Raw genomic sequence first — 26,936 nt, 5'->3', positions numbered from 1 at the left:
ACTTTTGGAGATTTGCACAGTGTGTATGGTTAAAATGCACAAAAGCCGGCTGAAGCAAGCAGCCGGCTTTTGCAAAAGAACTTAACGGATGTAACGGGCACTGGCATAGCCCAGCGTGCCATTGTAATCCACACTGTACCAGCCGTTCCAATGGCCCAGCACTTTGATCCGGTCGCCCTTGTAGGCCCGGGTGATCACCGAAGAAGTGAGATCCGGACGGGAGCGGATGTTGAGAGCGCCGCTGGAAATGGCTACCGTTCCCCACCATTCCGGGCCGGGGACAATAAAGGGAAGATTGAAATACTGGGTGAGGGAGACGGCCAGATTGGAGGCGATAGCCGGCAGGTTTTCGGTGATCCACTGGGCATCTTCCAGGTTGTCGTGATAGGCGATCTCCACCAGGTTGGCGGGAGCTTTGGAGCGGGCCACTTCATATAAAGTGGCGGTGGAGACGGTGCGGACCAGGGAAGGCTGAGGATAGATCAGCCGCAGATTGCCGGCGAAAATTTCTGCGGCACGCCGTCCCTTTTGGCTGGTGGGGTAATAAAAAACCAGTGAACCGCGTACTTTACCGGCATTGGATGGGCCGGCCGCATTGGAATGAAGAGCCAGATAAAAATCGTAATTCCCTTGATTGGCCTGGCGCACCGAAGATACTGCCGTCATTTCGGGGGTATTCCGGGTGTAGCAGATGGTATTGGGGCGCAGATAAGGCACCAGTTCGTCGGCCAGAAGGTTCATGTAGTATTCTTCCGTCCCGCCAGTGACATAGCGGTTTCCCTCCTGGGTGGAGGGGCTTAAGTAAATGCAGGGCATAGCTGTCCTCCTGTCAGATGTTTTCCTTAGCAGGATATGAAAAAGGGCACAGAAGGGTGCCAAAGGCAGCCGGCGGTCCCTGGGACTTCATGCGTATCGGAAAAAGTAAAGAGGATTAGTGATATTAAAGATTAGTAATACAAAATATATTGACATACCCTGGGATCGGTGATAAGGTAAAGACAACACAGGGGAAAAGGAGGAGATCCTATGAAGAAACTGACCCGGAGTGAATGGGAGATCATGGACATTCTGTGGAGTGCGGATCGTCCTTTGTCCCGGAGCGAGATTCTGGAGCATCCCGGTGAGAGAGGGTGGAAAGACAGTTCTTTGCACATCCTGATCAACAGCATGCTGGAGAAGGGGGCCATTCAGGTGGCGGGATACCAGAAAACAGGGAGCCATTACGGGCGTACCTTTGCTCCCACCTTTACCCAGTCCCAATACGCTGTGTCCCAGCTTCGTTCCATGGGGATCGGAGGGAAGGGAAAAAAACAAGTGGTGAAAAATTTCTTCAGCGATTTGCTGGATGGGCTCTCTCTGGATGAGGATACCCTGGAAGAACTGGAGCAGATGCTGAAAGAAAAAAGAGGACAGGGAAAATGAATGTGACGCTCTATTCTCTTTTGACGGCCCTGGTTGTTTCCGGGGTGCTGTCCCTGCTGCTGATCCTGCTGTCCTTTCAAACCACATGGGTTATGAAGCTGGGGCTGTGGCCGCTGTGCTTTCTGCTGCTTTTGGCCGGGCTTCGGATGTGGCTGCCTGTGGAATTGCCCTTTGCAAAGCAGGTGGAGGTGGAGCTGGAAAAAAGCGGAGCCTGGTTGGGCCGGACGCTGTGGGGGGAACTTTCCTTGGGGGAGGGATTGGCTCTTTTATGGCTGCTGGGCGCTCTTTTTTTGTTGGGCCGCTTGTTTGCAGGATTTAGACGGCATCAAAAACAGATGGAGACATGGGAGAAAGCGCCGGAAGAGGTGATGCAGCTGTTTCGCCGCTGCATTCCCCAGGGGAAAGGCGACATCCGTGTAGCCGAAGACATCAAGGCGCCATATGTCAGTGGATTTTTCACACCCACCATCGGCCTGCCGCCGGTCCATTGGAGGAAAGAGGATCTGCGTCTCATTTTCCTTCATGAGTGGCAGCATTTTTGCAACAGGGATCAATGGATCAAGCTGATGTTTTACGGATTTTGCTGCGTGTTTTGGTGGAATCCGGTGATGTGGCTGCTGAAGCGGCAGCTGGATCAGCTGTTGGAACTGCGGTGCGACTTCAAGGTGCTGGCCGGACTGCCGGAAGAGGAGCGGGACAGTTATTATGAAATGCTGCTGCGCACCTACCGGGCAATCCGGACAGCTCAGCCGGAAAAGGCAGAAGGAGGATGGAGAAATTTCCATCGCCCCAGGTTTTACCGTCATAGGGTGATACAGCGTTTTCGATTGGGTCTGAATTTCGCTTTGGTGGGAGTCAAAGGAAGAAAAGCCGGGAGGGCACTCACTTTGGCAGCCTTTTTTGTGTTTCTTTGTTCCTACGGGGTGGTAGTGCAGCCAGTGATCCTTCAGGAGGGGATCTCCTATATAGCGGGAGCCAAGGTCTCGCCGCTGGGGTATGAACAGCCCGCTATGAAGTTGGGCACCGGCTATTGGCTGGAGCGCCTGTTTGTGCCCTTTGAAGATGGGGTCATGGTGGTTGCGGAGGATCAGGTGACAAACTGGTCCACCCGCCAGGTGATGTTTACTTTGCCAGAAACCATTTCGGCCAGCAAACCTCAGGGGGAAGAAGAAAAACGGTATTCCGCCATTTGCCTGGACGGGCAGGGAAACCTGGCTGTGCTTTTTGTTCAGAAAACAGATGACCCTGCGTGGGTGCAGCGTTTTGCTCCCGATGGAACTCCACAAGGGGAGCCGGTGACTTTGGATGGCTTGGATCCATGTTCCCCGAAAGAAGGGGAGGAAGAACTGGAGAGCGTTTTGCTGCCGGTGGACAAAATGCAGATTTGGGGAGAGCGGATTATCGTGCACACAGCCCGGAATACGCTCCAGATTTTTGACAGCGGCGGACGATTGCTGGAAACCCATCCGGATGCAGTGGATTTTGATGTGGATGCCCAGGGGAACCTTTTTTTCTTTACAGAAAAAGACGGCGAAACCGTTCTCCATCGGCTGGATTGCCAGACGGGCCGGGAGGAGTGGTCCAGAGTGCAGGATGGCAAATTTTTCTGCCTGGCTGCGGGAGATGGGGTTCTCTATCTCCAGGATCAACAGAGCATTCAGGCTTTTTCCTCCGCAGAGGGAAAACCTATGGAAAAGATGCTGACTTTATCCAAACAGGTGGACGGATCTGAGGTGAAACGGCTGACCGCGATGGAAGACGGCACGCTTTGCATGCTGGACGCAACACCCGGCGGGAGAAGTTTTCTGGATATCTTATATATTTCACAGTGAAAAAACAAAGGCTCTGCCGGACAACCGGAAGAGCCTTTGTTTTGAGTGTTTGACAAGGTGTGCAGATTTACAGGTAAATCCACTGGTTTTATGGAAAAGGGCTATTGGGGTTTTTCATTCAGTTCATAGCACAGATGCCAGGCAGCACTTTGGATGGCCTTGGGCATATAGCTGGAAGAAAAACGGGTGACGGGAATCCGTTCCCGCACATCCATTCCCATGTGCTTCAGAGTATCCTCCATCAGACCCAGGCAGCGGACAGCACCGTTGCCGGAACCTCCGGCACAGGCCACGATCATGGCCTTTTTTCCGCTTAAGGCATGGTTTACCTTGCAGTCGCACCGGCGCACCCGATCCAGCAGCGCTTTCAAGGGTTCGGCCATATCATGCCAATAGACCGGCGTCACCAGGGCCAGAGCATCGCATTGCTGCATCAGGGCATAGAGCCGGTTGAAATCGTCCTCCAGCACACAGGTGCCTTTTTGGGCACACTGGCCGAAGCCTGTGGAGCACACCTGGCAGCGGCCGATATTCAACCGGTTGAGATGCACTTCACTGCATTCCATACCGTACTCCAGGATGCCGCTCACCAGGGCGGATTTGCATTTTGCGGTGAGCCCTTCTTGGTTGGGGCTGCACCAGATGACCAGCAGAGACATTGCGCATTCCTCCTTTGGTGTTATTATGAAGGAACAAAAAGAAAGGCGCAAGCCTTTTTTGACGGAAGAGAAAAACGCTCTTTTTCATAGACGCGGGATGTGGTAGGATAAAAGAAAAAAGAAAGAAAGGGGTAAGCATATGCAGCATACATGGGTTTCCCGCCGGTGTCTGCAATCGGCCGCAGGGAGCAATTTCGCCCAGGGGGCAGAGCAGTATTCCGATCTGATCGATCTGACCATCGGAGATCCGGATCTGCCCACATCGGAAAAAATTCTGGAACCGGCTTTTGAAGATGCACGCCGGGGACATACCAAATACACGCACCCCATGGGGGATCGGGAACTGCGCCGGGAGATCTGCCGGTATTATCAAAGGGCCTATGGCCTTTCCATTGATATGGAGGAAGTGTTTGTCACCACTGCCGGATGCATCGGCATGACAGAAGCTCTTCTGGCCACCATCAATCCCGGCGATGAGGTCATCATCCCGGATCCTTATTTCACAGTCTATCCCGACCAGGTGCGTCTGGCCGGTGGTGTGCCGGTATTCCTGGAGACCCGGGGAGAAGAGCAGTTTGCCCTCCATCCCCAGCGGCTTGAAAGCCTGATCACCCCCAGGACCCGGGCGATTCTGATCAATACCCCCAATAACCCCACCGGCGCCGTCTATTCCAAAGAGAACCTCCAGCAGGTGGCGGAAATCTGCATCCGTCACAATTTGCTGGCCATTTGTGACGATATCTATACCGGTTTTGTTTTTGGCGGGGCTCAGTTCGTCCCCATGATCACCGTCCAGGGTATGCGCCACCGGACGGTGTGTGTCAATTCCTTTTCCAAAAATTTTGTCATGACCGGTATGCGGGTGGGCAATCTGGTGGCGCCGCCGGAGATCATTCAGGCGGTAGAGTACCTCAACGAGTTTATGATGTATACAGCCCCCAGCATTTCCCAGCGCGCCGCGATCTACGCGCTGCGCCAGGCGGAGGAGATCACCCCTCAGGTGGCTGCGGAGTTTGAACGCCGTTTGGAATATGCCGCCGGACGCATTGATAAAATTCCGGGGATGAGCGTGCATAGACCCCAGGGGAGCATTTATCTGTTTCCTTCGATAAAAGAAAGCGGGCTGACCAGCTTCCAGGCGGTGCGGGCTTTGTTGGAGAAGGCCCATGTGCTCACCATGCCAGGGGAGATGTACGGAAAAGCCGGGGAAGGATTTATACGCATTGCCTGTACCCAGGGCATCCCCCGGTTGAAAGAGGCTTTTGACCGGATCGAAGAGACCCAGGCCTTGATGGGACATTGATAAAAGAGAAAAGAAAAACCGGGTGACGGAACCCATTCCGTCACCCGGTTTTACATTGTCAGAAAACAACATGGGAAAAGAGACCGTTTGTCCTTTCCGTGACACGCTCAGTGTTCTGCGCCTTCGGCGGTGTGCACATCCTGGGCGTTTTCCATGCAGGCCCCCAAAGCGGCCGTGATGCCTTTTATCATCTCCGGCACCGAAAGGGACGGGGTTCCCGGCTTGTCCACCACCTGGCAGGTGGCATAGGGCACATGGACGAAACCGCCCCGGATAGTGGGGAAGCTGTGGTGGATGTGGTACAAAAGACCGTACATCAGGTCGTTGCATACATAGGTGCCTGCGGTGTTGGACACCTGGGCGGGAATGCCTTCCTGCCGGATGGCCTGTACCATAGCCTTGATGGGCAGAGTGGAGAAGTAGGCATTTTCTCCCTGGGCGAACACCGGTTCATCCACCGGCTGATTGCCCCTGTTGTCGGGGATGCGGGCGTCCCGCAGGTTGATGGCCACCCGTTCGGGGCAGATGGCCTGCCGTCCGCCCGACTGGCCGATGCACACAACGATATCGGGCCGCTCCTGCTCCATGGCCTGACGCACCTGTTTAATGGCCTCGCCAAACACACAGGGGACGATTTTTTTCACCACCTGAGCGCCGGAAATGGTTTCCGGCAGACTTTCCACGATCTGCTGAGCCGGATTGATGGCCTCTCCGCCAAAGGGCTCGAAGCCCGTCACTAAAATTTTCATGGGACCCTTTCCTCCTCCGCTTGTTCTTTTGGTCAGTATAGCACCTTTCTGCATTTGTCACAAGCAGGCCGGATCGGGGAGAGAGAAAAAAACGGGGATTCATAGGTAAAAGGCTATCAAAAAGATGAAAAGATGCTATTTTACTTTGCTTCTCCGATGTGTTATGATAAAAACAACAGTTGAGCAAAACAACAGAACAAAAAGGAGGTCTTTTTTGTGAAAGTTTTGATTGTAGGCGGCGTGGCCGGCGGCGCTTCCGCAGCGGCCCGTCTGCGTCGTTTGGATGAAAAGGCAGAGATCATCATGTTCGAGCGGGGAGAATACATCTCCTTTGCCAACTGCGGCCTGCCCTATTACATCGGCGGTGAGATCACCAAGAAGTCTGCCCTGACCCTTCAGACACCCCAGAGCTTCAACAGCCGGTTCAATGTGGATGTGCGGGTATGGAATGAAGTCACCGCCATCGATCCGGAGAAAAAGCAGGTCACCGTGCACAATGTCCAGACCGGTGAGGACTATACCGAAAGCTATGATGAGCTGATTCTGTCCCCCGGCGCCGCGCCCCTGGTGCCCAAGATGGATGGGGTGGACGATCCGCGGGTATTCACTCTGCGGAACATTCCCGACACCGTGAAGATCCGGGACTATGTGGATGAAGAGTTCCCCGAAAGCGCTGTTGTGGTAGGCGGCGGCTATATCGGTGTGGAGATGGCGGAAAACCTGAAAAAGGCCGGGCTGAATGTGACCATTGTGGAGCTGGCCGACCATGTGATCGCCCCTCTGGATGGGGATATGGCCGCCGAAGTCCATCGCTATCTCCGGGATCAGGGCGTGGAACTGATGCTGGGCAAGGCTGTTCAGAGCATGGAGGACAAGGGCGGCAAGCTGACTCTCCATCTGTCTGAAGGAGAGATCGAGACCGATATGGTGATTCTGTCGGTGGGCGTGCGCCCCGACACCGCTCTGGCCCAGTCTGCCGGACTGGAGCTGAATGCCAAGGGAGCCATTGTGGTCAATGAGTATATGCAGACCTCCAAAGAGCACATCTACGCCGTGGGCGACGCTGTGGAAGTGGTGGACTTTGTCACCGGCCAGAAGAGCTATGTGCCCCTGGCAGGCCCGGCCAACAAGCAGGGCCGCATTGCCGCCGACAACATCTGCGGCATCAAGAGCAGCTATAAAAATACCCTGGGTTCTTCGGTGCTGAAGATCTTTGACATGACTGTGGCCATGACCGGCGTCAATGAGCGTGCTGCCCAGGCCGCCGGGCTGGATTATGACAAGGTCTATACCTATTCCCAGTCCCATGCCAGCTATTATCCCGGCGGGCATGGCATCTCCATCAAAACCCTTTATGAAAAGGGCACCGGCAAGATTCTGGGTGCGCAGCTGGTGGGCTATGACGGCGTGGACAAGCGCTGCGATGTGATCGCCACTGCCATCCGGGCCGGCATGACCGCCTATGACCTCACCGAGCTGGAGCTGTGCTATGCGCCTCCCTTCGGTTCGGCCAAAGACCCGGTGAACTTTGTGGGCTATGTGATCGAAAACACCCTCACCGGCAAGGTGAAGAACTTCTTCTGGAACGATGTGGAGAAGCTGCCTCGGGACGGCTCGGTCACATTGCTGGATGTACGCACTCCCTCTGAGCGGGAAGCGGGCCATATCCCCGGCTTTATCCATATCCCTTTGGATGAGCTGCGTCAGAGAGCAGGGGAACTGCCCCAGGACAAGCCGGTCTATATCCATTGCCATTCCGGCCTGCGCAGCTATCTGGCCTGCCGGATGCTCACCGGCCTTGGTTATGATTGCTACAATTTGTCCGGCGGCTGGCGGTTCTATGAGATCGCTGTCAACGATAAGCTGACTCCCGACCACGGCTGCTACGATCCCAAATAATCTTCTAATCTTCCGGCGTCATGGCACACTGACGCATGCAGTCCATCAGGTGACGCAAAGGCTCTGACAGATATTTGTTTTTGTGGTACACCAGCCGGAAGGAGCGGGTCAGCCGGGCGTCGGCCAGGCGCAGCAGCCGAAGGCGGCCCTCAGCCGCCCGAGGCTGGGCCAGCAGACGGGAGATCACCGTCAGTCCCTGGCCTGCTTCCACGGCGCTGAGGATGGAGTCGGCGCTGTGGCATACCCATTTGGGGCAGACTTCAATTTGTCTGGCGTGAAGATAATCTTCAAACAAGGCCCGTGTCCCCGAACCTTTTTCCCGCAGGACAAAGTTCTGGCCTTCCAGTTCCTCCGGATGGAGGGTTTCCCGGAAGGCAAAGGGATGGTCGGGGGCGCAGGCCAGCACCAGCTCGTCCTCGATCACCGGCAGGGTGCACAGATCGGGGCTTTCCACCGATCCTTCCACCAGAGCCACATCCAGCTGACTTTCCAGCAGCATTTCTTCAATGAGCCGGGTGTTGTCCACAAAGACCTGCACCTGGGATAGGGGGAACAGCTCTTCGTACCGGCGGATGATAGGGGAGAGGACGCAGGCGCCCACCGTGATGGTGGCTCCCACCCGCAGAAGCACCTGGGCCGAAGAATTGCGCATGCTGCGCTCCATTTCGTCAAAAAGGCTGACGATATGCCGGGCATAGGACAAAAGACGCTCTCCCTGGGGTGTGATGTAGAGTTTTTTGGACAGCCGCTCAAAGAGTTTGACGCCGTAGCTTTTTTCCATATCGGCGATGACCTGGCTGACAGTGGGCTGGGCAATATATAGTTGTTTGGCGGCCAGGCCCATTTTGCCGGTCTCGGCCACGGCGATGAAAATGCGCAGATGACGGATGGTCACAAAAATCGCTCCCTTTTGGCAATGTGATAGGTTTTTGCCTATGGTTTTGATTCAATATTACTATTTTACCTGATGGATGACAAGGGGTATAATAGAACCACGATGAGAAAAGGCTTTTCGGTGTGAGGAAGAGCCTGAACAGAATGGAAAGACGATGGAGGATAACAATATGGCTATTACACAGAGCGATATCAAGCGAGTCAAAGCAGAGGGCTTTTTGCTCAACCGGGGCACCGAGGAATTTTCCGGCCGGATCATCACCGAAAACGGCATCCTCACCGCCCAGCAGATGCAGGTGCTCAGCGAAGCCGCTGCCAAGTACGGCAATGGCAAGATCGAGTTTACCTCCCGGCTGACTGTGGAGTGCCCGGGCATTCATTATGACAACATCCCCGCTTTCCAGGAAGCGGTGGCAAAGGGCGGAATGCTCACCGGCGGCACCGGCTCCAAGGTGCGTCCTGTGGTCAGCTGCAAAGGCACCACCTGTGTCTTTGGTCTGTATGATACCCAGGACCTGGCCAAGGAGATCCATGACAAGTTCTATACCGGCTATCACGATGTGATCCTGCCCCATAAGTTCAAGATCGCTGTGGGCGGCTGCCCCAACAACTGCGTCAAGCCCGACCTGAACGATCTGGGCATTGTGGGCCAGAAGGTCATCAAGATCATCCCCGAAGGCTGCAAAGGCTGCCCCTCCTGCTCCATGATCGATGCCTGCCCCATGAACGCCATTTCCATGAAGGACGGCAGGGCGGTCATCGATACCAGCCTGTGCAATAACTGCGGCCGCTGCGCGGGCTCCTGCCGCTTCGGCGCCACCGAAGAGAGCGAGACCATGTACAAGGTCTATGTAGGCGGCAAGTGGGGCAAGCGGGTGCGCATGGGCAGCCCCCTGCAGACCCTGTTTACCCGGGAAGAAGTGCTCAAGGTGGTGGAAAAGGCCATCCTGCTCTTCAAGCAGAAGGGTATCTCCGGCGAGCGTTTCGGCGACACTGTGGAGCGCCTGGGCGTGGACAAAGTGGAAAAGATGCTGGTGTCCGACAATCTGCTTAAGCGGAAGGAAGAGATCCTGGAGATCGAAACCGTCGCCGGCGCCAAGTGCTAAGCAAAATAGTCGTTCAGTCATTCAGTCATCATAAACAAAAAACAAGGGGGAAAGCATTGCTTTCCCCCTTGTTTTTTTATTGCTTGGCCTGTTCCAGAATGCCATACCAGACAGAAGGGTTTTTCACGGAAAATCCCCGGGTGTGGCCCATCCGGCGGAGAATGGCCTTGTGGGAACCCACCACCAATTCCCAGGGCTCTTCATCGTATAGGAACTTTACCAGAAAGCCTTCTTCCGGCGGGGCCGAAAGGGGAAGGGGCCAGATTTGCAGCGTTCCCAGATAAAGGGGGATGTGCTGGAGATCCATTTCTTCCGTTATAGCAGCAGACTGTGACCAGGTGAGCACCTGCTGGATGGAGATTTCTTCCCAATCCTCCAAGGGATACCAGGGGACAAGAAGGAGGAAGAATAGCAGCAAAAGAATGAGGAACAGAAGCGCTAGCCGGTGTTTGCGGAAAAACAACTTCATTTCCATCAGCTCCTTTTGGCATCACGCCTTTTTCCGTTTCCTGTTTTGCATCCGTTTTTTCTTGGCCTTTTTCAATGGTGATTGTTTTTTGGGACCGGAATGCTTGGGCGGAGTCGATTTGTTTTCCTTGGGATCGTTTTTCTTTTTATCTTTTTTCTGGGAAGGGATTTTGCCGGGCTTGCTCTCCTTCGGATGGGATGAAGAAGGAAGGGCCGCTTCCGTGGGCGAGGAAAGAGGAGAAAGGCCGGCTGTTTCCGATGCTGGTTGGGAGTGAGAGGAATGCTGTTCCTTTTTTCTTTTCCGGGGCCGGGGAGCCGGTTCAAACAAGCGGAAGCGCCAGCGGAGATAATGGCGTTCGTCCATGAGATACAGACTCATGCACAGAGAGAATACCCCCATCAGACCCAGGATCAGGGCCAGCAGGCCGCTGAGGGATTCCAAAGGCAGCAGATGGATCATATTGTTTTGGGCATCGTAGTAGGCATCCACCAGATCGCCTACAGACCACTCTGAAGGAAGAAGCCAGCCGGAGAGCCGGTCCAGCCCCCGGGAGGTGACGGCGTAAAAATCTCCTTGTAAGCCGTGGGTGGCGCTGAGCAGAGCTTTGACCCGAACCCAATCAGGATGAAACAGGGGAGCGCCGTAGTAAATGGCCCCCCACAAGGCCGAAGCGCCGAAGAGCAGCAGCAGGAAGGGCGCGGTATACCCGGGTTTTTTGGGTTTTCCCCGGAGGGAATAACGAAAAGGCTGTTCCAGATGGACCCGGCGGCCCAGAAGGCACATGAAAAAAAGAACCACAAGCCCACATCCCAGGGGGATAACGGCACAGTACAGGTAGAACAGCTGTTCATTCTGGATCAGGTCGTAATTGCGATAGAAGCAGATGCGGTCAGGGTTTTCATGGTAGACGATCTGGGTGCGGTAGCCAAAAGAACTGCTTTCCCAGGAAGCCAGAATGCTGACACTGCCTACAAAGGGGCTGCCGTCGGCGGTGTGGGTGATGGGAAGCATCCCATCGGGCGGCAGATTGTGGATCAGCCGGACGGTGTGGGGCTGCCCTTCATAGGAAAACTCCACGGTGGGGTAGTATTGGGGCTCGCTGCCGGGGATCTGGATCTGTTCCACTTTGGTGATAAGGGCATCCAGTACGGTGATATCGGTGATTTGCTCCCGGGCAAACTGAAAGCCATGCCAAAGGCACAAGGCGGCCAGCAGGCAGAAAAAAGCTCCTGTCAACCGTTTCATCCCATCATCCCTTTCCAAATCCCCCGTTTTCACCATTGTAAGACAAAGTGTGGGAAAAGGCAAGAAAAAGCAAAAACTCCCCAAAAGAGATATTGTTTTTATCTATAAATGCCATAGTATTTTATAAATAGAAACGATTGGAAAAGCAGGGTGGGAAGTGATACTCTGTTAAACAAGGGAAACTTGTTTTCGACCAATTTTTCAGAAAGAAGGGAATACCCATGGCAGATTATCATGAGATGTGGAAGAGCCTGGGCATGGATCTGGAGACCCATGACCAGCTTTGTGAGGTTTTGCCCGGCATGTTCGGCCAGGTTTATCTCAGCCAGGAAAACCGGCCTGAGGGGATGGATTATTATAACTTCGTCATTGCCGAAATCCACGGGGTGCGCCCCGCCGAGCTGATCGAGCATCAGAAAAAAGGCGGCAAGGTTTTTGGCACCTTCTGTGTCTATGTGCCTGATGAGATCGTTTTTGCTGCCGATGCCATTGCCACTGGCCTGTGCGGCGGTTCTCAGTTCTGGGTTCCCGGCGGCGAGAAAGTCCTGCCTGCCAACACCTGCCCCCTGATCAAGGCTTCGGTGGGCGCCCGGCTGGACAGAACCTGCCCTTTCTTCCGCATTGCCGATATGTATGTGGGCGAAACCACCTGCGACGGCAAAAAGAAGGCCTGGGAGATCCTGGGCGAAGATGTGCCTACCTATGTGATGCAGCTGCCCCAGATGAAGCGGGAAAAGGACATCCAGGATTGGGCCTATGAGATCCGTTTGTTTATGGAAAAAGTGGAAGAAGTCACCGGCAACAAGGTGACCCCGGAAAAACTGGGCGCTGCCATCAAGCTGATCAACGACAAGCGCCGCGCCCTGGCCCGTCTCTATGAGACCCGGAAAAACAAGAATCTGCCCATCAGCGGCAAGGACGCTTTGGTGATCTCCCAGATCGCTTTCTATGACGATCCCACCCGCTTTACCCAGATGACCAACAAGCTGTGTGACGAGCTGGACGAGCGCATCAAAAACGGTGTCAGCGTATTCCCCCAGGGACAGAAGCGCATCCTGCTCACCGGCACGCCTCTGGCTGTGCCCAACTGGAAGCTGCACCACATCATCGAAACCAGCGGCGGCGCCGTGGTGGCCGAAGAGATGTGCACCGGCACCCGGTACTTTGAAAAACTGGTGGATGAGAGCCAGACCACTCTGGATGGACAGATCGAAGCCCTGGCCCGCCGTTATATGAACATCAACTGCGCCTGCTTCACCCCCAACACCGCCCGGATCGACGACATTCTGCGCCTGGCAGAGGAATATCAGGTAGACGGCGTCATCGATGTGAACCTGAAGTTCTGCAGCCTGTACGACTCTGAAGGCTACCATGTGGAGCGGGCCCTGAAGGAAAAGGGCATCCCGGTGCTGGGTCTGGAGACCGATTACACCGATCAGGACGAGGCTCAGCTGCGCACCCGTATTGGCGCATTCCTGGAGATGCTGGGCGAATAACATGGATTCTTCCCAGATGGTAGGGTATGTGATTTTCCCCAATCATACCAATGCCCTGCGATTGTACCAGCGGCTGAAAGGGGAGAAGATCCCCTGTACATTGGCTCCAACGCCCCGGGAGTGCAGCGTTTGCTGCGGGGTGTCCGTCCGATTGTCCCAGGTGGAGGACATTCCTCGGGTCAAGGAGCTGATACAGGAGGAAAATGTGCAGGTGGAGGAAATCACCAAACTGCCCCGATAAAAATAAAAAAACCTCCGGCGGAATCTTTCGCCGGAGGCTTTTTCTGTGTGTAAAGAGATCAGCATGGAAAGAATAGACAAAACGGACATTTTTATTTTGGATGGTTTGATTCTATACAGAAAGGAGTGCAATGGTTTATAATAATCGAATAATAAAAAATAATCTTTTATAAAAAACACAACTTATTTAAAATTAAAATCCACCCGTTCTTCCATGAACTTGATCAACTCATGGGGTTTCATATCCAGGGCATAAAAAATTTTGAAGATGGTATCGATGGTGGGGCTGCCCAGTCCTCTTTCTATTTTGCTGTAATGGGTTCGATCCAAAGTGGCAAGGCCGCTCAACTGCTCTTGGGTGAGCCCTTTTTTCTCCCGCAGCTCCCGTAAAATATTCCCTATGCTGGTGGCATTGATCATAAAGATTCCTCCCTCATTGGCTCAATCATAGCAAGGGAATATTTTGTGTTTAAGGTCAGCTGACCTCATTGAGAAAATGTGCTATTCTATCAATAACAAATTCCGGGGGAGACAGGGGCCATGATGGCCCTATCGGATGGGCCGAAAAACCGTTCCAGATTCCATGTTCCAATGATGCAGCCTTGGGCGCATCAATGAGTGAAGGAGGGGTTTTTGATGAAAAGAAGCAGCAGGGGTTTGTCGTTTTTCTTTTCTGCTTTATTTGCCTTGGTCTTCGCTTTTTCTGCCTGGTGCGGATGGATGCTTCAGTATAGCATCCGGCATTATTTTACCTTGCAGGAAAAAATCCCCTGGATGGGAAGCAGTCCCGGAGACTGGGAGGCCCGGCTTCAGGCCTGGAGCGCTGTGGCGCTGGGATATGTGGTGCCTGCTGTGCTTCTTTTGCTTATTGTCAGCCTGATCTGGGCCAAGTATTCCTGGAAGGACATGGCCTGTCATTTGTTTTTCACTTTGAGTGCCGGATTTTTCCTGATTTTTCTCACCCAGCTCATTTCGGTTCATTCAGCCAGGAATATCTATATTTCTCTGTACCAAACTTTTTCCTATCTTCTTGCAGACCCTTTGGCGGAGAATTGGAGCGGCGGCGAAGGTCTGATGCTGACCTTATTGCTGGCTCCGGCGGCTGTGGGGCTGTATGCACTGGTCACGGCGCTGAGAAAGCGGCAACAATAGCTGAAAAAATCCCCGGCGGAAGTTTTTCCGCCGGGGATTTTTGAGGGTGTGGGTTTATTCTTTTCCCACAATGGGCAGGGGTTCGGGGTCGATGGTCTCAGTGCGCTGCATCCCATCCATGAAGGCCAGGTATTCTTCTTTGGTCATGGGAGCCTTATAGTGCTCGATGTTTTCCTTTGCCTTTTCCGCCCCATTTTTCATCAGCCGGTAGGCGGTGAGGGCAAAGATCTTGGCGGTGACCACATAGGCCAGATACTCGTCTTCCACCCGCACATCCGGGTTGTGGAGATTGCCCACATAGCCGCCGGTGCAGAAATGAACCAGGGGCATCAGGGTTGCCACATCGCCGAAGTCATCACTGCCGGTGGCGTGGGTCAGCATATCCCGGCGATGGTGATAGGGACCCATGGCGTCCAGATCCTGGAGAACACTTTCCAGCACCTGGGTATCCGGGTTGACCACGCCGGACATATAGCCAGCCATGGTTTCGATGGTGACACCGCAGCCGGTGGCCATGGCGGCGGCTTTCAGGGAGCGGTCCACCTTTTTGGCAGCGTCCAGATAGGCCTCGGGGGTTTTGCCCCGGACGGAATACTGCATGGTCACATGATCGGCGATCACATTGACGGCAGTACCGCCGCCGGAGATAAAGCCATGGACACGCACGGTGTCCTCGTCCCGGAAGCTCTCCTGCTGCAAAGCGATGTTCACCATGGCCGAGGTGGCGGCGTTCAGGGCATCAATACCCTCGTGAGGGGCGTCGGCAGCATGGGAAGAACGGCCCTGGAAGGTGACAGTCTTGTTCACAAAGCCGTTGCTACTGCTGTTGTAGATGCCGTAATCGGCGCCGGGGAAAGTGTGGTGGCCCAGGGCGATCTGGATGTCGTCAAAGGCTCCCAGGCGAATCAGCTCGCATTTGCCGCCGCCGTAGCCCAGCTTGCCCTCTTTCATCATCTGGGATTTGAACTCGATGTCCACAAATTCTTCAGCCGGCACTGCCATGAAGCACAGATTGCCTCCCATGGCCTGGGCCACTTCCGGGTCACAGAGGGCCATGGCCGCACCCACAACGCCGGTAAGCTGGGCATTGTGGCCGCAGCAATGGGAAGCACCGGTTTCGCTCCAGGCGTCCGGATGATTGGGAATGGGCAGGGCGTCCATCTCACCGATCACCGCCAAGGTGGGGCCTTCCTGGCTTCCCTTGGGCTTGAGATAGCTTTTCACGCCGGTGATGGCCAGGCCGGTCTCACAGGTGAGACCCAGTTTTTCCATCTCCTCCACAAACTTCTGGCTGGTGCGGTGTTCCTTGTATCCCAGCTCGGCGTGGCAGAAGATATCCCGGCCGAAGGCCATGATCTCATCCTTTTTGCTGTCGATGATCTGACAGATTTTTTCTTCGATCCGATCCATTGATCAATTCCCCTTTTCCTGCCCCGAAGGGCGATATATATACATTATATCGGATTTTCATACTGCTTGTAAAGAGGCAGAGAAATGTGATATGATAAAAACAGAACATTCGTTTGAACAAAAAGGAGGAAGACATGGACCGGCAGATTCTGCATGTGGATATGAACGGCTTTTATGCCTCGGTGGAGATGATCTTCCATCCGGAGGCCCGGAATGTGCCCATGGCGGTGGGGGGAGATGCCCAGGCTCGTCACGGAGTGATTCTGGCAAAAAATGAGCTGGCCAAACAGCGGGGTGTCAAGACAGCGGAGACCATCTGGCAGGCCAGGAAGAAGTGTCCGGAGCTGCTGTTGTTGCCGCCCCATCACGATTTGTATCACCAGTATTATGAGAAGGCCAATGCCATTTATCGCCGGTTTACCGACCAGGTGGAACCGGCCAGCATTGATGAAAGTTATCTGGATGTGACGGGGAGCCAGGTTTTGTTTGGAACGGGGGAAGAAATTGCTCACCGCATCCGCCAGGCGGTAAAGGAAGAACTGCAGCTCACCGTTTCGGTGGGGGTGTCTTTTTGCAAGACCTTTGCCAAAATAGGAAGCGATTTGAAAAAGCCGGACGCTGTTACCTGTATTCCCCGGGAAAAGGTGGCGGAGATCCTGTGGCCGCTGCCCATTGAACAGATGCTGTCGGTGGGGGCGGTGACAGCGGCCCGGCTGCGGCAGAAGGGCATCGGCACCATCGGCGATCTGTACCGGCAAAGCCGGGAAACGCTGGAAGAGATGATGGGCAAGCATGGAGCCAGTCTGTATCTGGCGGTGCATGGCCTGGAGAAAGATCCGGTGCGCCGCTGGGGCGAGGGAGAGGACCCCAAATCCATTGGCCGCAACCGCACCTTCCGCCAGGATGTGGTGGGGGATGAGGCGGTGCGCCGGCAGCTTCTGGCCTTGTGCGAGGATGTGGCCTGGCGGCTGCGGCGGCAGGGACTGCGCTGCTGGGGAGTGCAGGTGACCATCAAAGATCCCCAGTTTGTCACCATCGACCGCCAGGGAAAACTGGATGAGCCGGAAAATGCCATGACACCCCTGTTTCAAGCGGCCTGGCAGGTTTATCAGCGCTCCTGGAAGGGCAATAAGCCCATTCGGATGCTGGGGGTCACCGCCATCCGCCTCACCCGGGAAGCAGGGCAGATGAGCTTGTTTGACGATGGGAAAAAGGAAAAACTCAGCCAGTCTATCGATGGTATATGGGATAAATTCGGCCCGGGAGCCATCCGCCCTGCCGCCTTGCTGAAAAAGGAGGACTGAAAGTGAAACGGGAAAAGGGAATGGGTTTTTGCGGCCTGGCCTGTTGTCTGTGTGAGGAAAAGGAAGGGTGTCTGGGCTGCCGGGAGGGCGCCTGCCCGGAAAAGGAACAGTGCCGCCCCTATGCATGCGCCCAAAGCAGGACTTTGGAGGGATGCTGGCAATGTGCAGAGTTTCCCTGCCAGGCCCCGGTGCTGCAAAGCCTTCGGACCCAGGCATTTGTTCGGTATATCGGTAAATTCGGTATGGAACGCATGCTTGCGCAGCTGGAAGCAGGGGAGAAGGAGGGGATCGTGTACCACTACCCGGGCCTGCTCACCGGCGATTACGATGGGATGGAAAAGGAAGAAGATGTGTGGGCCCTGCTGGAGGGGAACAAAAAGCCGCAGAAAGCCTGATCCTGTCATGAATTGTTAAGAAATTCGTTGGAAAAATCCAGTGGTATGGGATGGGTTCTTTCTGTTATACTGTACAAAATACGCCGGAAAGGAAAGCAGAAGGAGGAGCCCATGGAGCTGAGGTTGACAGATCGGGAGGCGCTGACCTTATACCGGATGCTGCTGCGCTGGGAGAAAACAGGCAGGCTGGCCCCGCGGGAAGTGGAGGAAGAGCAGCTGCTTTGGGATCTCCAATGCTTGCTGGAAAAGGAATTGGAACCGGTGAATGAAGAAATTACCGGAAGATGGAGAGAGGAATGAGGGAATCACATGAAAAGGCTGTACAGGGCAGCCATGGTCATGGCGATGGCGGGTTTGCTGCTGCTTCTGGCGGTGATAGGGGCCGGGGTATCCTATCCTCATCCTTTCTTTACCATCGGCACTTTGGTGGGGATGGGGTGCGTGTTTCTCAGCCTGCCTTTGTTTTTCATTGCCTGGATCGGACAGCTGCGTCAGTCGGTGAAAACCAAGCAATATGGATGGGCGCTGTGTATTGCTGTTTTCGGGATCTTTCTCATTGTCCGCGGGCTTTTGCAGATATGGTAGAGGAAGGAGGGGACAAAAAAGGTGAAAAAAGCAGTTTTCCATGATGGAGAAGAACAACAGGGAATGGAGGAAGTCATCCTCAGTCACGACAGCCAGGCCATGCTGTATCGGGTGCCCTGGGAGGTGGCCCGGGATCTGGAAAGCTATTGTGAAAGTTTCAGCGCAGAGTGGGTGTGGCATGGACCGGAAAAGGAGAAATTCCTGCGGGAGATCGGCCCGGGCCAGCAAGTGGCCGCATACGGTGCGCCGGATTTCATCGACTATCTCAACCGGTGGGTCTTTCCGGAGAGGCCTTGCAGGCTGGTGAAGATGCTGGATTTTTACGGTTACGATATTCCGCCGGAATACCAGGGAACGCCCCATTATAATTTTTGAAGCAAAACAAAACGCCGCAGAATTCTGCGGCGTTTTGTTTTGCTCTATTGTTATTTGGCCAGAACCTTTTTCAGCCGGGCAAAGCGGGGCAGGCCGTTTTCGTAGGGAAGCTGGGTCTCGCCCTGGATCAGGGGCAGGGCATAGGCGATGAAGTCATCGGTGAGACCGGTGTGGTCGGGCTTGATCCACTGGGTGGGCACTTTCTTTTCGGTGTTGGCCACGATGTCCAGAGGCACCGGCTTCATTTCCAGCTGGTACTCTGCGCCCTCTTTCCGCTCAAAGGCCACCATTTTGTCGGTGACGCCGCTGACAGCCAGCTCCACGGCGGTTTTGCCCGCCTGATAGGCTTCTTCGATGTCGGTGAGGGAAGCGGAGTGGGCAGCGCACCGCTGGAGCAGGGACAGCTCGATGCTGCGCACCTTGTAGCCGAAGCGGCTCTTCACTTCGTTTGCCACAAAAGCTCCGGCGCCGCCCATCTGCTTGTGACCAAAGGCGTCGGTGGCCACATCCTGGCCGTATTCGGCGATGAATTTGCCATTCTTGTCCATGATGCCTTCGGAAAGGGCCACCAGGCAGTTGTTCCGCTTGTCATAGACTTCCTTGATCTGGGCCATGGCGGCTTCCAGGTCAAAGGGCTGCTCGGGCAGATAGATCAGGTCGGGCCCGCCGCCCATATGGGAGGCCAGGGCGCTGGCGGCGGTGAGCCAGCCGGCATTGCGGCCCATGATCTCCACGATCACCACGGTGCCGGTGTCATATACATTGGCATCCTGGTAGATCTCCATGCAGGAGGTGGCGATGTATTTGGCCGCCGAACCGAAACCGGGGCAGTGGTCGGTGCCGAACAGATCGTTGTCGATGGTCTTGGGCACGCCCATGATCCGGCACTCATAGCCCTGGCTCATCAGATATTTGGAGACCTTGTTGCAGGTGTCCATGCTGTCGTTGCCGCCATTGTAGAAAAAGTAGCGGATGTTGTATTTCTGGAAGATCTCCAGAATGCGCTTGTAGTCGGTGTCGTCCACGCTGCTGTCCTTCAGCTTGTAGCGGCAGGAACCCAGGGCGGAAGAGGGGGTATACCGCAGCAGGGACAGCTCCTTCTTGTCCTCCTGGGAAATGTCGTAGAGACAGTCGTTCAAAATGCCTTTGATGCCATGGGCACAGCCATAGACGGCGGTGATGCAGTCTTCACCCAACGCAGTTTCCAGCACGCCCAGGGCGCTGGAATTGATCACCGATGTGGGGCCGCCGGATTGGCCGAAAAGGCAGGCGCCTTTCAGTTTGTTCATGGTACATGACCTCCGTGGAGAGATAAAATTTGAAAAATCAAGTGTAACTGTATTTTACCACACAATCCCTTCTGTGGCAATGAAAGAAAGGCCCCGGGCGAAATGCCCGGGGCCACAGACTGTCGAAAAAACGATATGGCCAAAGGGAAGGATTTGCTTTACCTCTCATCAATTTGCAAAAACCGGCGACCTGTGCGTCGGTTTTTGCACCTCTCAAGGGGCAAGTGTGGCCGATTGACCGTCAGAAGCGGCCAATCGGCTGCATGCAGGCCCTTGCAAAAGCTCGAAAAAGTGGCTTCAGACACTTTTTCGATACACTTAGGCCCCGGGCCAAGTGCCCGGGGCCAAAAAGGACGATTGTAATGATTATTCGGTAACCATCACATTGTACAGGCGCCAGATGGTCATGTAGGACTGCTGGCGGGTGTAGGTGTCAAAGGGGCTGAAGGTGGTTTCCGATGTGCCATTCATCACGCCCAGGGCCTTTACATAAGCCACAGCTTCCTGGGCATAAGAAGCCACCGAAGCATTGTCGGCAAAAGCTGCGCCGGAAGTATCCACATCGGTTTTGCCCATGTATTTGCCAATACGCATCAGAAGGGCGGCAGCGTCCTGGCGGCTGATGGCGCTGTAAGGATCAAAGATGCCGCCTCCCCGGCCGTTGATGACGCCCAGCGCATTGGCGGCCACTACATCCCAGCTGTTGGTATCGGAGAAGGGATAGGTCAGGGCCAGCTCTTCCAGGGTCTTGCCGGTCTCTTCCAGAACGATGTCCTCAATGCTGTCGCCGGAAACCACTTCCAGAAGCTGCACCACGATGGTGGCAAAGTCGCCCCGGGTGATGTTGGCATAATACTGATTCTGCAGATCGGCGGGTACAAGGCCATGCTGGATGGCCTGGGTTACTTCTTCATAAGCCCAGTCGGACATTTCGCCTTCCTGGGGCAGAGGCTGGGTGTAACCGATGCGGGCAAAGCCATATTTGCCGTTTTCGATCACTGTGATGATCTCATCAGGAGTCATAGTCAGAGAAGATTCCAGCCCGGCGGGGAAGTAGCTTTCCTGGGAGATGGTGTTGGAACCGGGGACTTCCTTGCCATAGCGGTCGATGCAGAAAGCCCTGCCGTCCTTCACAGCCACAGCCAGACCATCCGAATAGGAAGTGATCCGGGTGTACTCAAAGGGAACCACCACATTGTTCTGGGTGTCGATGACGCCGTATTTGCCGTCTTTGCAGGCAAAGGCCAGACCTTCCAGGAAGGTGCCCAGGGCATCGTATTCAAAGGGGATGACGGTCTTGCCCTGTTTGTCAATGCCGCCCCATTTGCCGTTCAGATTCTTCACAGAGGCGATGCCGTCGCAGAAGATCTGATAGGTGGTGTAGATCCCCCGGATATAGAAGTCCTGATACTGGAAGGGAATCACGGTTTTACCGTTTTTGTCGATGAAGCCAAAAACAAAGCCCTCCCGCTCCACATCGTACTTAGCCAGGGGAGACAGACCTTGGTTGAAGGGGCGGGTGTAGGCTTCTTCGGAAAATTCCAGGACGGGCTTGCCGCTTTCGTCCAAATAAAGGCCGTTGCCGCCCATGGCTTCGGTGACGGCGAAGGCGCCTTCATTCAGACAGTAGCCCACCCAGTAATCCCCCAGGTAGACCTGCTTGCCGGTGCGGTCAAACACCAGACTGGGGGCATAGTTGTCCACCGACATGATGCTGCCCAGCACTACATAGCCGTTGTGGTAATAGACTTTGGCGGAAGAATCCAGCAAATCCACAAATTCCTTGGCCTGCTTGTATTCGGTGTCCCCTTCCTCTTTATAGAGCAGGGGAGTCACATTGCCCTGTTTGTCCAGGATGGACCAGAAATACACCGGGGCCGTTGCGCCGTCATATGTGGGATGCTCGCCCAGAGTGCCCACCACGGCCAGGCCTTCACTGAAGGGGAAGGCATAGTCGAACTGGAAGGGGATGACGGTGTTGCCCTCTGTATCGATGTAGCCCCACTTGCCGTTCTTTTTCACAGCGGCCAGATCCTGGGAGAAGGAGCCTGCATCCTCATACTGAGGATCGATGATCACCTCATAGGAAAGGCCTTCCTCTTCGGCGGCTGTGACGGGAAGGATGAGAGAGAACAGGGTACAAACTGCCAGGAACAGGGAAATTGCTGCGCGGGATCGTTTGTGCTTTTTCATACATTTCATTCCTCTCTTTTTGGGTTTTCCGGGGTATGACTTAATTTTACAATAAAAAGAATCAAAATACAAGAACAGGAAAAACCATACCGCAATTTTTCAGGAAAAGAAATTTGCATGGCATCTGTTTTTCTGATACAATAACAAAAAGACCTACTTTGGAACGATAGGAGCAGGAGGAAAACATCATGCCGCTAGTCAGTACAAAAGAAATGTTTGAAAAGGCCTACAAAGGTGGCTATGCCATCGGCGCCTTCAATGTGAACAACATGGAGATCGTCCAGGGTATCACCCAGGCGGCCATGGAGGAAAATTCTCCGGTGATTCTCCAGGTGTCGGCCGGTGCCCGGAAATATGCCAAGCATAATTATCTGATCAAGCTGGTGGAGGCCGCCATCATGGAGACCGGTCTGCCCATCGCCCTCCACCTGGATCACGGCGAAAACTTCGACATCTGCAAAGCCTGTGTGGACGGCGGTTTTTCCTCTGTGATGATCGACGGCTCCAAGTACAGCTTTGAGGAAAACATCGCCATCACCCGCCAGGTGGTGGAATACGCCCATGCCCACGGCGTCACTGTGGAAGGTGAGCTGGGTAAGCTGGCCGGTATCGAGGACGATGTGAATGTGTCCGATGAGGACGCCCAGTTCACCAATCCCGCTGAGGTGGAAGAGTTCGTCACCCGCACCGGCGTGGACTCCCTGGCCATTGCCATCGGCACCAGCCATGGCGCCTATAAGTTCAAACCCGGTCAGAAGCCCCGTCTCCGCTTTGACATTCTGGAAGAGGTGCAGAAGCGTCTGCCCGGTTTCCCCATCGTGCTTCACGGCGCTTCCTCGGTGCCCCAGGAGTTTGTGGCCCAGGTCAACCAGTATGGCGGCTCCATGCCCGATGCCATCGGCATCCCCGAGGAGATGCTCCGTCAGGCCGCATCCCTGGCGGTGTGCAAGATCAATATCGACTCCGACCTCCGTCTGTGCATGACGGCGGCGGTGCGCAAGCATCTCAGCGAGCACCCCGATCACTTTGACCCCCGGCAGTATCTGGCCGACGGCCGTCAGGCCATCCAGGATATGGTCCGGCACAAGATCCGGGATGTGCTGGGTTCTTCCGGCAAAGCATAAAAACATCAAACAAAAATCGGGCGGTTTTCCGCCCGATTTTTTAAAAGATGGAAAAAGGAACTATGCTTATGAAATATCAGACTATTTTGTTCGATCTGGACGGTACTCTCACCGATCCGGGGGAGGGGATCACCCGCTCGGTAGCTTATGCTTTGGAGAGCTTCGGCATCCATGTGCCTGATCGGAAAGTGCTCTATCCCTTCATCGGCCCCCCTCTGCTGGATTCCTTTATGGAGTTTTACGGCTTTTCCCAGGAAAAGGCCCGGCAGGCTATTGAAAAATACCGGGAATATTTCGGCAGACAGGGCATTTTTGAAAATGAACTCTATCCCGGCGTACCGGAGGCTTTGGAGGAACTGAAAAAAGCCGGAGCCCGCCTGGCGCTGGCCACCAGCAAGCCGGAGCCTTATGCCAAAGAGATTCTGGAGCATTTTCATCTCATGGGCTATTTTGATTTCCTTTCCGGCAGCCAGCTGGATGGGACACGAAGCAAAAAAGGGGAAGTCATTGCCCATGCTTTGCATCACTGCGGGAAAGGGCCGGCGGAAAAGGCCCTGATGGTGGGGGATCGGAAGCACGATGTGCAGGGAGCCCTGGAAAATCACATTCCCTGCGCCGGTGTGCTCTATGGTTATGGAAGCCGGGAAGAACTGGAGCAGGCCGGGGCCCAGTGGATTGTAGAAAAGCCCGCCCATCTTTCCGGCCTGGCCCGGCTGTAACAAAACAAAAAAAGAAAGACCGTGCCAAACATCAGGGCATGGTCTTTTTTACAATCAGCCCATTAACCGCACTTCAGCTGCAAACGGAGCTTGTCGGCGATCATGGAGATAAATTCACTGTTGGTGGGCTTACCTTTGATTTGGGAAACCGTATAGCCAAAATAGCTTTGCAGTACTTCGATATCGCCCCGATCCCAGGCCACTTCAATGGCATGCCGGATGGCCCGTTCCACCCGGGAGCTGGTGGTGTTGTATTTCTTGGCCACCGAGGGGTAAAGCACCTTGGTGACCGCATTGACCACATCGATGTTTTCGATGGTCATCATAATGGCATCCCGAAGATATTGATAGCCTTTGATATGTGCAGGCACACCGATATCGTGGATCACTTCGGTGACCCGGATTTCCATATCCACAGCCGGATCCAACGCACGGACGGTGGGATTCTGCATAGGAACGGGAAGATTTTTATAGCTGCAGAGGCGCTCGGCCAAAGCGGAGATGTTGCAGGGCTTCATCATGAAATAGCTGACGCCCAGGGCTGCGGCTTCGGCGGCCATCTGGTTGCTGGAAAAGGACGAAAGAACGAAAAACACCGGCTTCTTTCCGGAAGAGGCGCTGGTGATGCGGCGGATGGCGGCCAGGCCATCCAGTTTGGACAGCACAGTATCGGTGAGGATGATATCGGGGGAGAGCTGGGAAGAAAGCTGTACCAGTTCTTCTCCATCGCCGGCGGCCCCTACCACCTGAATCTCAGGGTGTTCCTCCAGATTTTTTTGCAAAAGAGCACGAAACTCCCCGCTGTCATCGGCCAATAATAGGCGTATTTTGGTATTCATAACTCACAACTCCGTTATTTGACAAATTGGTATGTTACCAGCGCTGTAACTATAAAATACCACAACAGATGGGGCCTTTCAAGATGGAACGACCGGAAATGTTGCAATTTATTTTTACAACAAAACCCTGATTTGTTTACAAAATGCGGCTATTTTACAACTTTCGTGGGGTTTCGAGCATTCTCTCGGCTTTGGGGTTTTTATGAAACGACAAAGCGGGTCACAAGTCCGATGAGGATGCACACTGCACCGGCCAGCCGGACGGCCAAGCGTCCTTTTTTGGCGTCCATCTGCCCTGGGCAGACCGGATGCACGATCCACAGCAGGCCGTAAACGATCCAGGCAATGTTGGAAAACAGGCCCCGGTGAAAGGCAAAAGCCAGAATGTTTGCCAAAATCACCAGAATGACACCAAGCAGGATCTGTTTTTTAAATGCGGTCATGGGAAATCCCCCTTTGCCATATGGATTGAATTTATTATACCATATGGCTTTTTGCCTGTCAGCAGGTTCCGGGAAAAATAGGAAAGGGCAGCCATTATGGCTGCCCTTTGGGTGTGGCTGTGTTATTGCAGACTGTAAGCGGTATCCAGCATATTTTCAATGAAAATGCCGTAGCCCCGGGTGGGGTCGTTCACCAGCACATGGGTGACCGCTCCGATCAGCTTGCCGTTTTGCACAATGGGGCTTCCGCTCATGCCCTGGACGATGCCGCCGGTTTTGCGGAGAAGCTCTTTGTCTGTCACCTGTATCATCATGTTCCGGTTGCTTTCATCCTCGTCGTCCGGGTATACCTTCAAGATCTCCACATCGTAATAGGAGACATGATCTCCCTCTACATTGGCGATGATCTGAGCTTTTCCTTCCTTGACCTGGGAACGGGGAGAGGTCTCCAGGGCCTGCCGTCCCTCATAAAGGGAGGAATCGGTAATTTTTCCGTAGATACCGCTGTGGGTGTTCTGGTAAAGGACACCCTGGTCATGATTCAGATCATATTCGCCCACCAGTTCGCCAGGGGACCCGACTTCACCTTTTTCCACCCCGGCCACCTGAGAGGGCATCAGACTGCCGCCGCCAATGGGCATCAATTCACCGGTGTCCTGGTCGGCTACGCCATGGCCCAGAGCGCCGAAAGCGCCGTTTTCCGGGTCTACAAAGGTGATGGTGCCGATGCCGGCCAGGCTGTCCCGTACAAAAGCGCCGATGCGATAGGCGCCGCTGGCTTCATCCTTCACCGGTTTCACCTGAAGGGTCTTTTCCTCTTCCCCTCGTTTGAAATGGATGGTCAGTTCCTCTCCCTGGCTGTTTTCTACGGCCTGGGCCATGGATTCATTGCTGTCTACCGGGGTTTCATTGACTTTGATGATCAGGTCACCCAGCCGCAGTCCGGCCTTTTCAGCCGGAGAGCTTTGGGAAGAAGCGTCTACCGGGGCAAAGCCCACCACCATGGCCCCTTCAGAGAAGAGTTTGATGCCGGTGGTGTGGCCAAGGGGAATGAGGCGGGTGCTTTCCGGACGAACGATCTCGCCGGAGTCGGTTTTGGATACATTGATACTGTCGATCTGGGCGGAGACGGCGGCAAAAGCATCTTCGCCGCCCAAAGGAAACAGGGTCAAAGCGGCAGCAAGAACCAGGGACAGCGCCCCGGCGCCTTTGCCGATTTTGCCCCAGATGGGATTGTGTTTGTGATTTTTGTCCATGAGATTCCACTCCTTTCTGCCACGCCTATTACTATTCCCTTGGGAGCCGTTGATACTTTGCAAGAATAATGGTATTCTGTTGATAATCTGCTAAGGGAAAAAAGGGTTTTCCTGGAGAAAGAGAGGGGAAAGGCTGTGAAACTGGCCATTGTGGGATCCCGGACCATGGGAGAGGAATTTTATGATCTGCTGAAAAAGAATGTTCCCAATGGCGTGACCGTCATCCTCAGCGGCGGGGCCCAGGGCGCCGACAGCCTGGCCAGGCGGCTGGCCCAGGAACGGGACATCCCCTTGGAGGAGATTCTGCCCAATTATACTATTTTTGGAAAAGTGGCGCCCATTGTCCGCAATCGGGAGATCGTGCAGAAAGCCGATCTGGTGCTGTGTTTGTGGGATGGCAAATCCCCGGGCACACGGAATGTGATCTCGCTGTGCATGGAACTGGACAAGCCCTTCCAGCTGCTGGAGCCGGAACTTTAAAAATAAAATTTTGTTCTATCAAAATTTTTCCCCGATTTTTCGGGAAATCTCCCGGAGA

29 protein-coding genes are annotated in these 26,936 nt (G+C 54.4%); 16 read left to right on the top strand and 13 right to left on the bottom strand.

Annotation, left to right across the window (positions count from 1 at the left end):
• Nucleotides 1-81: 81 nt before the first annotated feature.
• Entirely contained in the window at nt 82-816 is a 735-nt protein-coding gene (locus H6A25_RS08170; protein WP_204751505.1) for an SH3 domain-containing protein, read from the bottom strand.
• Between the two features lie 210 nt (nt 817-1,026).
• Between H6A25_RS08170 and H6A25_RS08165 the strand changes: the two genes are divergently transcribed.
• Complete coding sequence (locus H6A25_RS08165) at nt 1,027-1,422, top strand: BlaI/MecI/CopY family transcriptional regulator (protein WP_204751503.1); 396 nt, start codon at nt 1,027-1,029, stop codon at nt 1,420-1,422.
• Nucleotides 1,419-3,254 (top strand): M56 family metallopeptidase, encoded by a 1,836-nt coding sequence (locus H6A25_RS08160; protein WP_204751501.1) that lies wholly within the window; start codon nt 1,419-1,421, stop codon nt 3,252-3,254. Before H6A25_RS08165 ends, H6A25_RS08160 begins: the two co-directional genes overlap by 4 nt.
• 101 nt (nt 3,255-3,355) lie before the next feature.
• Here H6A25_RS08160 and H6A25_RS08155 read toward each other — a convergent pair whose 3' ends face one another.
• Nucleotides 3,356-3,913, bottom strand: coding sequence for a flavodoxin family protein (locus H6A25_RS08155; protein WP_204751499.1), 558 nt, complete (start codon nt 3,911-3,913; stop codon nt 3,356-3,358).
• A 139-nt stretch (nt 3,914-4,052) separates the two neighbouring features.
• On the opposite strand from H6A25_RS08155, the gene H6A25_RS08150 reads away from it, so the two are divergent.
• Nucleotides 4,053-5,216 carry an aminotransferase class I/II-fold pyridoxal phosphate-dependent enzyme gene (locus tag H6A25_RS08150; protein WP_204751497.1) on the top strand — a complete coding sequence of 388 codons (1,164 nt, stop codon included), beginning with the start codon at nt 4,053-4,055 and terminating at the stop codon, nt 5,214-5,216.
• Nucleotides 5,217-5,323: 107 nt separating this feature from the next.
• On the opposite strand, the gene pcp is transcribed toward H6A25_RS08150, so the two are convergent.
• Nucleotides 5,324-5,965 carry a pyroglutamyl-peptidase I gene (gene pcp, locus H6A25_RS08145; RefSeq protein WP_204751495.1) on the bottom strand — a complete coding sequence of 214 codons (642 nt, stop codon included), beginning with the start codon at nt 5,963-5,965 and terminating at the stop codon, nt 5,324-5,326.
• Between the two features lie 216 nt (nt 5,966-6,181).
• Here pcp and H6A25_RS08140 point away from each other — a divergent pair, with 216 nt between their 5' ends.
• Nucleotides 6,182-7,864 carry an FAD-dependent oxidoreductase gene (locus H6A25_RS08140; protein WP_204751493.1) on the top strand — a complete coding sequence of 561 codons (1,683 nt, stop codon included), beginning with the start codon at nt 6,182-6,184 and terminating at the stop codon, nt 7,862-7,864.
• 4 nt (nt 7,865-7,868) lie between these two features.
• On the opposite strand, the gene H6A25_RS08135 is transcribed toward H6A25_RS08140, so the two are convergent.
• A complete protein-coding gene (locus H6A25_RS08135) occupies nt 7,869-8,759 on the bottom strand; it encodes a LysR substrate-binding domain-containing protein (protein WP_204751491.1) in 891 nt (296 codons plus the stop codon).
• Between the two features lie 169 nt (nt 8,760-8,928).
• Here H6A25_RS08135 and H6A25_RS08130 point away from each other — a divergent pair, with 169 nt between their 5' ends.
• The gene (locus H6A25_RS08130) at nt 8,929-9,864 is read left to right on the top strand and encodes a 4Fe-4S binding protein (RefSeq protein WP_204751489.1); all 936 of its coding nucleotides are present in this window, start codon (nt 8,929-8,931) and stop codon (nt 9,862-9,864) included.
• A gap of 76 nt (nt 9,865-9,940) precedes the next feature.
• Here the strand turns inward: H6A25_RS08130 and H6A25_RS08125 are convergent, their stop codons facing one another.
• Complete coding sequence (locus H6A25_RS08125; protein ID WP_204751487.1) at nt 9,941-10,333, bottom strand: hypothetical protein; 393 nt, start codon at nt 10,331-10,333, stop codon at nt 9,941-9,943.
• A gap of 21 nt (nt 10,334-10,354) precedes the next feature.
• Nucleotides 10,355-11,578 carry a hypothetical protein gene (locus H6A25_RS08120; protein ID WP_204751485.1) on the bottom strand — a complete coding sequence of 408 codons (1,224 nt, stop codon included), beginning with the start codon at nt 11,576-11,578 and terminating at the stop codon, nt 10,355-10,357.
• Between the two features lie 221 nt (nt 11,579-11,799).
• Between H6A25_RS08120 and H6A25_RS08115 the strand changes: the two genes are divergently transcribed.
• Nucleotides 11,800-13,074: a double-cubane-cluster-containing anaerobic reductase gene (locus H6A25_RS08115; RefSeq protein ID WP_204751483.1), complete on the top strand. Its 1,275-nt coding sequence runs from the start codon at nt 11,800-11,802 to the stop codon at nt 13,072-13,074.
• Nucleotide 13,075: 1 nt separating this feature from the next.
• Nucleotides 13,076-13,315, top strand: coding sequence for a DUF3343 domain-containing protein (locus H6A25_RS08110; protein ID WP_204751481.1), 240 nt, complete (start codon nt 13,076-13,078; stop codon nt 13,313-13,315).
• Between the two features lie 182 nt (nt 13,316-13,497).
• On the opposite strand, the gene H6A25_RS08105 is transcribed toward H6A25_RS08110, so the two are convergent.
• A complete protein-coding gene (locus tag H6A25_RS08105; protein WP_204751479.1) occupies nt 13,498-13,734 on the bottom strand; it encodes a helix-turn-helix domain-containing protein in 237 nt (78 codons plus the stop codon).
• 300 nt (nt 13,735-14,034) lie between these two features.
• On the opposite strand from H6A25_RS08105, the gene H6A25_RS08100 reads away from it, so the two are divergent.
• On the top strand, nt 14,035-14,466 hold the full coding sequence (locus H6A25_RS08100) for a hypothetical protein (RefSeq protein WP_204751478.1): 432 nt from the start codon (nt 14,035-14,037) through the stop codon (nt 14,464-14,466).
• A gap of 54 nt (nt 14,467-14,520) precedes the next feature.
• On the opposite strand, the gene H6A25_RS08095 is transcribed toward H6A25_RS08100, so the two are convergent.
• Entirely contained in the window at nt 14,521-15,876 is a 1,356-nt protein-coding gene (locus H6A25_RS08095; protein WP_118425755.1) for an amidohydrolase, read from the bottom strand.
• 134 nt (nt 15,877-16,010) lie between these two features.
• Between H6A25_RS08095 and dinB the strand changes: the two genes are divergently transcribed.
• The 5 genes from dinB to H6A25_RS08070 all read left to right on the top strand — a co-directional run bounded on the left by dinB (nt 16,011) and on the right by H6A25_RS08070 (nt 18,535).
• Nucleotides 16,011-17,180: a DNA polymerase IV gene (gene dinB, locus H6A25_RS08090; protein ID WP_204751476.1), complete on the top strand. Its 1,170-nt coding sequence runs from the start codon at nt 16,011-16,013 to the stop codon at nt 17,178-17,180.
• Nucleotides 17,181-17,182: 2 nt separating this feature from the next.
• The gene (locus tag H6A25_RS08085; protein ID WP_204751474.1) at nt 17,183-17,575 is read left to right on the top strand and encodes a DUF3795 domain-containing protein; all 393 of its coding nucleotides are present in this window, start codon (nt 17,183-17,185) and stop codon (nt 17,573-17,575) included.
• A gap of 111 nt (nt 17,576-17,686) precedes the next feature.
• Nucleotides 17,687-17,875, top strand: coding sequence for a hypothetical protein (locus H6A25_RS08080; protein WP_204751472.1), 189 nt, complete (start codon nt 17,687-17,689; stop codon nt 17,873-17,875).
• Nucleotides 17,876-17,884: 9 nt separating this feature from the next.
• Nucleotides 17,885-18,160, top strand: a complete 276-nt coding sequence (locus H6A25_RS08075; RefSeq protein WP_204751471.1) for a hypothetical protein — start codon at nt 17,885-17,887, stop codon at nt 18,158-18,160.
• Between the two features lie 21 nt (nt 18,161-18,181).
• The gene (locus tag H6A25_RS08070; protein ID WP_204751469.1) at nt 18,182-18,535 is read left to right on the top strand and encodes a hypothetical protein; all 354 of its coding nucleotides are present in this window, start codon (nt 18,182-18,184) and stop codon (nt 18,533-18,535) included.
• A gap of 50 nt (nt 18,536-18,585) precedes the next feature.
• Here the strand turns inward: H6A25_RS08070 and H6A25_RS08065 are convergent, their stop codons facing one another.
• Nucleotides 18,586-19,824 (bottom strand): 6-phosphofructokinase, encoded by a 1,239-nt coding sequence (locus H6A25_RS08065; protein WP_118425765.1) that lies wholly within the window; start codon nt 19,822-19,824, stop codon nt 18,586-18,588.
• A 366-nt stretch (nt 19,825-20,190) separates the two neighbouring features.
• Nucleotides 20,191-22,017, bottom strand: a complete 1,827-nt coding sequence (locus H6A25_RS08060; protein WP_204751467.1) for a WG repeat-containing protein — start codon at nt 22,015-22,017, stop codon at nt 20,191-20,193.
• 188 nt (nt 22,018-22,205) lie between these two features.
• Between H6A25_RS08060 and fba the strand changes: the two genes are divergently transcribed.
• Both fba and H6A25_RS08050 read left to right on the top strand, forming a co-directional pair.
• A complete protein-coding gene (fba, locus tag H6A25_RS08055) occupies nt 22,206-23,141 on the top strand; it encodes a class II fructose-1,6-bisphosphate aldolase (RefSeq protein ID WP_204751465.1) in 936 nt (311 codons plus the stop codon).
• 62 nt (nt 23,142-23,203) lie between these two features.
• Nucleotides 23,204-23,860 (top strand): HAD family hydrolase, encoded by a 657-nt coding sequence (locus H6A25_RS08050; RefSeq protein ID WP_430651167.1) that lies wholly within the window; start codon nt 23,204-23,206, stop codon nt 23,858-23,860.
• 62 nt (nt 23,861-23,922) lie between these two features.
• On the opposite strand, the gene spo0A is transcribed toward H6A25_RS08050, so the two are convergent.
• The 3 genes from spo0A to spoIVB all read right to left on the bottom strand — a co-directional run bounded on the left by spo0A (nt 23,923) and on the right by spoIVB (nt 26,398).
• A complete protein-coding gene (gene spo0A / locus H6A25_RS08045) occupies nt 23,923-24,699 on the bottom strand; it encodes a sporulation transcription factor Spo0A (RefSeq protein ID WP_204751461.1) in 777 nt (258 codons plus the stop codon).
• 200 nt (nt 24,700-24,899) lie between these two features.
• Nucleotides 24,900-25,142 (bottom strand): oxidoreductase membrane subunit, encoded by a 243-nt coding sequence (locus H6A25_RS08040; RefSeq protein ID WP_204751459.1) that lies wholly within the window; start codon nt 25,140-25,142, stop codon nt 24,900-24,902.
• A 122-nt stretch (nt 25,143-25,264) separates the two neighbouring features.
• Nucleotides 25,265-26,398: a SpoIVB peptidase gene (spoIVB, locus tag H6A25_RS08035; RefSeq protein WP_204751458.1), complete on the bottom strand. Its 1,134-nt coding sequence runs from the start codon at nt 26,396-26,398 to the stop codon at nt 25,265-25,267.
• A 135-nt stretch (nt 26,399-26,533) separates the two neighbouring features.
• Between spoIVB and H6A25_RS08030 the strand changes: the two genes are divergently transcribed.
• Nucleotides 26,534-26,878 (top strand): SLOG family protein, encoded by a 345-nt coding sequence (locus H6A25_RS08030; RefSeq protein WP_204751456.1) that lies wholly within the window; start codon nt 26,534-26,536, stop codon nt 26,876-26,878.
• Nucleotides 26,879-26,936: the final 58 nt, after the last annotated feature.

This window comes from Intestinimonas butyriciproducens (assembly GCF_016901775.1).
GTDB lineage: Bacteria > Bacillota > Clostridia > Oscillospirales > Butyricicoccaceae > Pseudobutyricicoccus.
Note: the sequence above shows the minus strand (reverse complement) of the source record. Positions and strands in the feature narration are given on the sequence as shown.

Bases quoted from the DNA above. Each gene is read 5' to 3' on its own strand.
- H6A25_RS08155 (WP_204751499.1), bottom strand. From the start codon at position 3,913: ATGTCTCTGCTGGTCATCTGGTGCAGCCCCAACCAAGAAGGGCTCACC.
- H6A25_RS08105 (WP_204751479.1), bottom strand. From the start codon at position 13,734: ATGATCAATGCCACCAGCATAGGGAATATTTTACGGGAGCTGCGGGAG.
- H6A25_RS08095 (WP_118425755.1), bottom strand. From the start codon at position 15,876: ATGGATCGGATCGAAGAAAAAATCTGTCAGATCATCGACAGCAAAAAG.
- pcp (WP_204751495.1), bottom strand. From the start codon at position 5,965: ATGAAAATTTTAGTGACGGGCTTCGAGCCCTTTGGCGGAGAGGCCATC.
- H6A25_RS08125 (WP_204751487.1), bottom strand. From the start codon at position 10,333: ATGAAGTTGTTTTTCCGCAAACACCGGCTAGCGCTTCTGTTCCTCATT.
- H6A25_RS08120 (WP_204751485.1), bottom strand. From the start codon at position 11,578: ATGAAACGGTTGACAGGAGCTTTTTTCTGCCTGCTGGCCGCCTTGTGC.
- H6A25_RS08080 (WP_204751472.1), top strand. From the start codon at position 17,687: ATGGAGCTGAGGTTGACAGATCGGGAGGCGCTGACCTTATACCGGATG.
- H6A25_RS08100 (WP_204751478.1), top strand. From the start codon at position 14,035: ATGCTTCAGTATAGCATCCGGCATTATTTTACCTTGCAGGAAAAAATC.
- H6A25_RS08060 (WP_204751467.1), bottom strand. From the start codon at position 22,017: ATGAAAAAGCACAAACGATCCCGCGCAGCAATTTCCCTGTTCCTGGCA.
- H6A25_RS08040 (WP_204751459.1), bottom strand. From the start codon at position 25,142: ATGACCGCATTTAAAAAACAGATCCTGCTTGGTGTCATTCTGGTGATT.
- fba (WP_204751465.1), top strand. From the start codon at position 22,206: ATGCCGCTAGTCAGTACAAAAGAAATGTTTGAAAAGGCCTACAAAGGT.
- H6A25_RS08110 (WP_204751481.1), top strand. From the start codon at position 13,076: ATGGATTCTTCCCAGATGGTAGGGTATGTGATTTTCCCCAATCATACC.
- H6A25_RS08170 (WP_204751505.1), bottom strand. From the start codon at position 816: ATGCCCTGCATTTACTTAAGCCCCTCCACCCAGGAGGGAAACCGCTAT.
- H6A25_RS08065 (WP_118425765.1), bottom strand. From the start codon at position 19,824: ATGAACAAACTGAAAGGCGCCTGCCTTTTCGGCCAATCCGGCGGCCCC.
- H6A25_RS08050 (WP_430651167.1), top strand. From the start codon at position 23,204: ATGCTTATGAAATATCAGACTATTTTGTTCGATCTGGACGGTACTCTC.
- H6A25_RS08165 (WP_204751503.1), top strand. From the start codon at position 1,027: ATGAAGAAACTGACCCGGAGTGAATGGGAGATCATGGACATTCTGTGG.
- H6A25_RS08160 (WP_204751501.1), top strand. From the start codon at position 1,419: ATGAATGTGACGCTCTATTCTCTTTTGACGGCCCTGGTTGTTTCCGGG.
- H6A25_RS08075 (WP_204751471.1), top strand. From the start codon at position 17,885: ATGAAAAGGCTGTACAGGGCAGCCATGGTCATGGCGATGGCGGGTTTG.
- H6A25_RS08130 (WP_204751489.1), top strand. From the start codon at position 8,929: ATGGCTATTACACAGAGCGATATCAAGCGAGTCAAAGCAGAGGGCTTT.
- dinB (WP_204751476.1), top strand. From the start codon at position 16,011: ATGGACCGGCAGATTCTGCATGTGGATATGAACGGCTTTTATGCCTCG.
- spo0A (WP_204751461.1), bottom strand. From the start codon at position 24,699: ATGAATACCAAAATACGCCTATTATTGGCCGATGACAGCGGGGAGTTT.
- spoIVB (WP_204751458.1), bottom strand. From the start codon at position 26,398: ATGGACAAAAATCACAAACACAATCCCATCTGGGGCAAAATCGGCAAA.
- H6A25_RS08115 (WP_204751483.1), top strand. From the start codon at position 11,800: ATGGCAGATTATCATGAGATGTGGAAGAGCCTGGGCATGGATCTGGAG.
- H6A25_RS08150 (WP_204751497.1), top strand. From the start codon at position 4,053: ATGCAGCATACATGGGTTTCCCGCCGGTGTCTGCAATCGGCCGCAGGG.